At 59.2% G+C, this 5,783-nt stretch carries 7 protein-coding genes; 1 reads left to right on the top strand and 6 read right to left on the bottom strand.

The window, feature by feature from the left end; all coding sequences use genetic code 11:
- Positions 1-227: 227 nt before the first annotated feature.
- On the bottom strand, positions 228-443 hold the full coding sequence (brnA, locus tag BW975_RS17765) for a type II toxin-antitoxin system BrnA family antitoxin (RefSeq protein WP_066009074.1): 216 nt from the start codon (positions 441-443) through the stop codon (positions 228-230).
- The gene (locus BW975_RS17760) at positions 430-693 is read right to left on the bottom strand and encodes a BrnT family toxin (RefSeq protein ID WP_076535676.1); all 264 of its coding nucleotides are present in this window, start codon (positions 691-693) and stop codon (positions 430-432) included. Before BW975_RS17760 ends, brnA begins: the two co-directional genes overlap by 14 nt.
- A gap of 207 nt (positions 694-900) precedes the next feature.
- On the opposite strand from BW975_RS17760, the gene BW975_RS17985 reads away from it, so the two are divergent.
- Entirely contained in the window at positions 901-1,644 is a 744-nt protein-coding gene (locus BW975_RS17985) for a hypothetical protein (protein WP_038068556.1), read from the top strand.
- 556 nt (positions 1,645-2,200) lie between these two features.
- Here BW975_RS17985 and BW975_RS17750 read toward each other — a convergent pair.
- From BW975_RS17750 to BW975_RS17735, 4 genes are all read right to left on the bottom strand, one after another.
- Positions 2,201-2,461, bottom strand: coding sequence for a WGR domain-containing protein (locus BW975_RS17750; RefSeq protein ID WP_076535674.1), 261 nt, complete (start codon positions 2,459-2,461; stop codon positions 2,201-2,203).
- 5 nt (positions 2,462-2,466) lie between these two features.
- The gene (locus BW975_RS17745; protein ID WP_244512636.1) at positions 2,467-3,096 is read right to left on the bottom strand and encodes a tyrosine-type recombinase/integrase; all 630 of its coding nucleotides are present in this window, start codon (positions 3,094-3,096) and stop codon (positions 2,467-2,469) included.
- A 293-nt stretch (positions 3,097-3,389) separates the two neighbouring features.
- Complete coding sequence (locus tag BW975_RS17740) at positions 3,390-4,709, bottom strand: calcium-binding protein (protein ID WP_139194273.1); 1,320 nt, start codon at positions 4,707-4,709, stop codon at positions 3,390-3,392.
- Positions 4,710-4,817: 108 nt separating this feature from the next.
- Positions 4,818-5,543 carry a hypothetical protein gene (locus BW975_RS17735; RefSeq protein ID WP_076535671.1) on the bottom strand — a complete coding sequence of 242 codons (726 nt, stop codon included), beginning with the start codon at positions 5,541-5,543 and terminating at the stop codon, positions 4,818-4,820.
- Between the last annotated feature and the right edge of the window lie 240 nt (positions 5,544-5,783).

Raw genomic sequence — 5,783 nt, 5'->3', positions numbered from 1 at the left:
GTGGCGCTTGTAGCGGATGTCTTGATTTCGCATCGCCACCAACTACGCTGACAACCCTCGGCCAGCAATGTGCAGGGCGTTAACGTGACAACACCCTTCAGGGTCTTGCGGTTGAACAAATTCATGAACTATCGGTCTTTCTTGCCGCCATCGGTCGGCTTTACGATGCTGTTTTTTTCCGGATGGCGACAAGCCTTGGCTTTATTCGTGCCTGGTCGCAACGGCCCTCATTCGAGGCGTTCTGCGATCCACATCTTGATCAGCGCCTGACGGGTGATGCCGAGCTTCTGAGCCTGCCGGTCCAGACCGGCGACGACCCAGGTCGGGAAATCCACGTTCACCCGCTTTGCCTCGACATTGAGGCGGCGCGCCTTTGTCCAATCGACATGGGCGGACATGTCTTCACCCGCGTCGAAGCGTTCGTCGAATTCAGTCGCCTTCATAGTGGTCAATCTCCTGCTTGCGAGCGCGGCGCACGGAGATGATCCGCACCCGGTCGCTCCGGTGTGTGTAGACAGCCGTCCAGTGTCTGGCCCCGATCATGCCAACCGCCAGAAAGCGTGGCTCATCCGTGACGTTGGCGGGGGCCTCGATCAGATAAGGATCATCCCAGAGAGCCTGAGCCTCATCAAAGTCGATACCGTGCTTTTCGCGGTTGGCGGCGCTCTTGTCGGGGTCATACTCGAACTTCATGAGCGCAACATAAGGTGAAAAAGGTATAAATACTATACTTTTCAGCTTGGCTTGGTAGTGAGATTTTTCAGCTTACAAGCAGCAACGCCGCCCGCATGTCCTTAGGACATGCGGGCGGCGTTGCTGGGCTGTCAAGGTTCATAGCCTGCAACATGGCTGCGCCCAGCCATGTTGCAGGCGCGGTGAAACAGTGCTCTGACTATCGGAATGGAAGCTATCGAAAGGCTCTTACAGCTACCCTATCAAACCCTGGCAATATTGGTTGCCGGGTATCTTTCTTATCGCCTAGCGTACACGGGCCGCGATAGCACGCACCAAACATTGGACACGTTAGCAATTGCTCTCGTCTTTGCCTTCATATCGCAAGCTGCATCTGCTCTTCTACTGGCTATCTACCTGGCGTGGGGTCCCACATCCAGCGATGCTGTCGCACTGCCCCTGTGGGCCGGATATGCTGCCAGTGTTGGGGGCATAGTGGCGGCACTCGTTGTCGCCGCCATCTGGCGTCGAGTGAGCGTCAACAGCCTTCCAGAAATTCTGCGTGGCGCAGGAATATCGTCGTCAGACAGAAATACCGCCGCATGGGAAACTGTTATCAATCGAGAAGACTCCGGGCCGTCGCAGATCACTGTTGTAAAAAAAGACGGGACGACACTGCAATGCGAGCGTCTTGACGACTTCAAGAAAGCGCCCTTCGGCCCAATGATACTCGGGCAAGATGGCTCTATCGCACTCTATGTTACTGACTACCGAGACAAAGAATCCGGTGAGTGGGAAAAAGTTGATCCCGAGCATGGTGACTGGGGGCCGGAAATAACGATAATTCCTGCCGGAGAAATCTCAGAAGTGCGCATTAGGCACGCCCCCTCACTTCTTCGGCGGTGGCGACGAGGACGGGGCACTGGGAAGGGGTCTAGCGTTGTCGGGGATGAAGACCCGTCCGCTGACTGATACCGGCGTCTGATTATCGGATGATAGCACTTATTTACCTCTTCGGGGGTGGCGGCGCGACGGGTGCGCTCGGGCTAGGCCGCGTATTCGTTTCGGGGATCGAGCGCGGAATGCTTGACGGACGTGGTGAAGGCGGGGGCGCGGGCTCTCTAGCCATGTGTTTCACCTTTTTGGTTTGGGCGGTGGTGGTGTCCCAGTTGCAGCAGCAATGGGCTGCTGTGATCCTTGGACCTTAACCCCGACCGTTGCCTTTCGCGGGGGCAGTTTGACGGGGGGCTTTGGCGGAGGTTTAGGGGTCTTAGCCACTTCGCCTACCTCTTTGGCTTTGGCGGTGGCGGCGCGACTGGCGCACTTGCCATGGGCTGTTGCGAGTTTATCGAAACGTTCTCACTGCTGTGCGGCCTTGTTACCATGTTTGGCGCAGGCTTCGTTTCTCTGCTGCTGCTATCGTTTTCACCGCTCATACTTTGCCTCTCAATGTTGTTAATCTAAAGTAGAACATACTGGCAACGCTGTTGTAAATCCAGCTGAACGGTTGAGATGTGGCCGCGTGAATTCAACCGGTCAGATCAAACATCGCGAGCTGCTGAGGCTCCACCCAATAGCCCCGCTGACGCTTGGAGGCTTCCAGTGTGACCAGAGCCGCAACGGCCTGGTTCTCGTCCTCGAACCAATCCATCCGCACCTGACCGCCCTGCCCTATGCGGCCCCATTCGCGGTACAGCGTCCATTCGCCGAACAGGTTCGGCATCACTGCCATCCTGTAGAACCGAGCCATTTTCTGCGCAGGCTGGCGTTTCTCAAGATAAGTCTGCATGGCCGTCACAGGTGATACTTGCGCGCAATTTCCAGCGCTTCAGCCTGTTCGGTACCGATGTATTCCTTGGTGCTTTCAATGCTGGCATGGCCGAGCAGGAGCTGGGCGGCGCGCAGGTTGCCGGTCTGCTGGTAGATGTAGGTGGGGAAGGTCCGGCGCAGCGAATGCAAGCCGTAGAGGCTGGGATCGAGGCGGGCCTTTTCCAGCCAGGAGCGGAACAGCCGCCAAAGCTGGCTTTCGCTGAGGTGGGTGTCGGCCCACCGTGCCCCCTGCCCCGTGAACAGCCAGCCGTGCAGCGGCTTTTCAGAGTCGGCAAGATAAGCCCTCAGACTGTCGCGCGTCCCGGAGGACAGGCGCGCCTGGACCGGACGCGCATTGCGCGTCTCGGTTTTCTTTTGTCGGATTTCGACGATTTCGCGCACCCCTGCCAGGGTGGCCACATCCGAGACCCGCAGGCGTACCAGGTCAGATCCCCGGAAACTGGTATCGAGGGCGGTGTTGAACAGCGCCAGATCACGTAAGGCTTTTTCCTGGCGCAGGATCATCCGGATCAGGGATACCTGGTCGGGCATCAGCGGAGGTTTTTTACCGACCACGCGGCCGTTATTCCAAGCGGTCTCGGTAGCAGCTTTCACGGGCAAATCCTTGCGAGGTTATAGCACTATAATACCTATAAACCTTGCATGATAGAAGTAAGATGTTGCGCGATGCTGCACTTTCCCCATGTTTTGTTGGGCTTTCAGCTTTGGCACTTATGCGAGCTTTTGGAATAAAGCTCGCATGAGGCGAAAGCCGACGTTCGCTGCGTGAGGCACCAAAGGCCGGTGTGCGGACGGAGCGGGCTTTCGCTGCATCGGCGACGAAGGTCCGCTTCAATAGGCCATGCCCAAGCGAACCAGACTGCGTGCAACCGGCGACGTCGTATCAGTCAGGTGAAGAGGAACTGATCCTCCGTAAGGGTGTGCGCGTCGAGTCCGTAGACCGTGAGCGTAGTCACATCGTCGAACTCAAATTCGGTTCGCCCTCGTGAGCCCGATGCGAAGGCTAGTACATCGGTAAAGGTCTCGATGCCCTCGATGTCGAAGGCGATCTGATCGCCTTGCCCAAGGCCGTAGACTCGGTCCCTTCCACCGCCGTTGGCGAAGACCAGCACGTCGTCTCCGCTGCCGAGGAAGATGCGATCGTCACCCGCTCCACCCGCCACGCTGTCATTTCCCAACCCTGCGAAAATGCGGTCGTCGCCAGAGCCTCCGAGCAAGGTATCATCACCGCCTTGGCCGTAGAGCCGGTCGTCGCCTTGCCCACCGACGACGATGTCACCGCCATTCTGCCCAAAGAGCCGATCGTCGTCCGCTCCGCCCGAGAGCAGGTCGTTGCCTTTGCCGCCGTAAAGCGCGTCTTCGCCTCGATCTCCGAAGAGCCGATCATCTCCGTCTTGGCCGAACAACCGATCGCGCCCGCCCTCGCCGCTGATCTCGTCCGCGCCGCCGCGCCCGAACACTATGTCGTCGCCAGCGTCGGCAGCGATCAGGTCGGCGTCATCGTCGCCGAAGATGCGGTCGCGTCCACCCGTGCCTATAGTAGCATCTTCTTCCCGCCCGGCCTCAATGAAGACGCCCGCATCGGCGAAGTTGAACTCCTCAATGGTTAGGAAAACCTCGCCATTCACGTTCGTGAAGGCGAAGAAGCCGTCTGCGTCGAGATCCATTGTGGCTCGGCCGTCGCGCAAGGCTTCGGCGATGGCCGCCTCGCCCCTCGGGGCAATCTCCGCGGTCGCAGTTGCGATTTCGAGCGGGGCCGCGCGAAGGTTGAGCAGGCTAGGTAGCGAGGAGAAAGAACTGGCAACGGAGTAAGACCCGTCTCCGGTCCCTTGGACACGCTCGATATCTATGAGCACAACGCGGGCGTCTCCATCGCGGCTGTCGATGTAGACGTAGCCGCCCCCGAAGCCGAGAAACGACCCATTCGACCCGCCGTCGATAACGTCAGCGCCGCCGCCCCCGGTAAGGACGTCCGCACCCTCACCGCCATAGATACGATCGTCGCCGCTACCCCCGGTGATGGTGTCATTGCCAGCAAAGCCGAGCGCGACATCGCCTCTGCTGGTTAAAGTAATTCGGTCATTGCTCGGGCCGCCCCCGACGATCACAGACGTATCTCCTCCGATGGTCCGCGTGATCGAGTAATTTCCAAACGCTCCAGACGGCGACAGCAGAGCCTCGCCAGCCGCGCCGGTAAGGTCGAACACGTACTGAGCGTTCAGATTTCTGGCGGAATCCAAAAGGATTTCCGCATACCCGGCTCCTGTTCCAAAGAAGCTATCCGATAGGTCAGCGCGAGGGGCATTGTGATGGTCCTATTCGAGGGCTGGAGAAGGCTGATTGGTGAGGAAGCATCGTAGAAGGGCGTCCGTGCGCTGCCGTATATCGCGCCATGCATCCAGATGGAGACGGCGGAACGTGAGCTGCGCTGTGAGGACGTCGCGCGTAACGCGACCCGTGCAGATCGGGACCCGGCCATCTTGACAGTTCGCGAGGAATGTCACCGTCCCGTCTTCGACGGCGACGAGGGTCTGGCCAAGGAGCGCTCCGGGAACGGCTTGTAGGCCGTCAGGCATATCCGTCGCCGAACTGCCGTCTGACGGATCGCCCGTCTTGATGGCCGACGCGGCTGCATCCGGGCCCACCACCGCTGCAAGATGCTCCTCCAGGGGGACGCCGGGCCCGAGAAGGATGGTGCCCCGATCCTCTTGCGGCACCGAGGTCTCGAGCCTGAAGGAGGAGGATGGCCCGTCCGCGAGGTACATCGGTGCGAGTGAAGGTATCTCGACGAAAAGGCGCGCCGCTCCATCGGTGCCGTCGCGAGCGTAGCGCTTGCGCTCGAAAGGCCGAATGTATCCCTCGGGCACAGCGACTTGCACATCGGGACCATCGAGAAAACGCTCGAACCCCATAGGAAAGACAAGGATCGGCTCGTCGGAGGTGTGATAAGGGCAAGCCGATGAAGCGATATCCTCGGCGCCGAGGGGCGAGGCCATCAACGACAAGGCCGCAAGCGTGATGTGGATGACCTGTTTACCCAACGCCGGTGTCCTCGATATATCTGCCGGAAATATAAGCCTGACGGATCGCAAGTCGAGGACAAACCTGCACCGGCGCGTATCGGAATCGACTGGTCCAAACCGACCTATCTCCAGGCCACGGCCCGATCGGCTGCGCTCTTACAAAGGTGTTGTCACATTAACTCAGCCAGTCTTCAGGTTGGCGTGCCGATCTCACATCAAGCGACATTGGCCGCGATTTTCCATGCCTCGAGTGCTTCG

The organism is Roseovarius nanhaiticus (assembly GCF_900156535.1).
Taxonomy (GTDB): Bacteria; Pseudomonadota; Alphaproteobacteria; order Rhodobacterales; family Rhodobacteraceae; genus Roseovarius; species Roseovarius nanhaiticus.
The sequence above is the reverse complement of the archived record's forward strand: the minus strand, read 5'-3'. Positions and strand labels throughout refer to the sequence as shown.

What these genes read in the sequence shown, in the direction of transcription:
- BW975_RS17985 (WP_038068556.1), top strand. Translation starts at nt 901, where the DNA reads ATGGAAGCTATCGAAAGGCTCTTACAGCTACCCTATCAAACCCTGGCA.
- BW975_RS17760 (WP_076535676.1), bottom strand. Translation starts at nt 693, where the DNA reads ATGAAGTTCGAGTATGACCCCGACAAGAGCGCCGCCAACCGCGAAAAG.
- brnA (WP_066009074.1), bottom strand. Translation starts at nt 443, where the DNA reads ATGAAGGCGACTGAATTCGACGAACGCTTCGACGCGGGTGAAGACATG.
- BW975_RS17750 (WP_076535674.1), bottom strand. Translation starts at nt 2,461, where the DNA reads ATGCAGACTTATCTTGAGAAACGCCAGCCTGCGCAGAAAATGGCTCGG.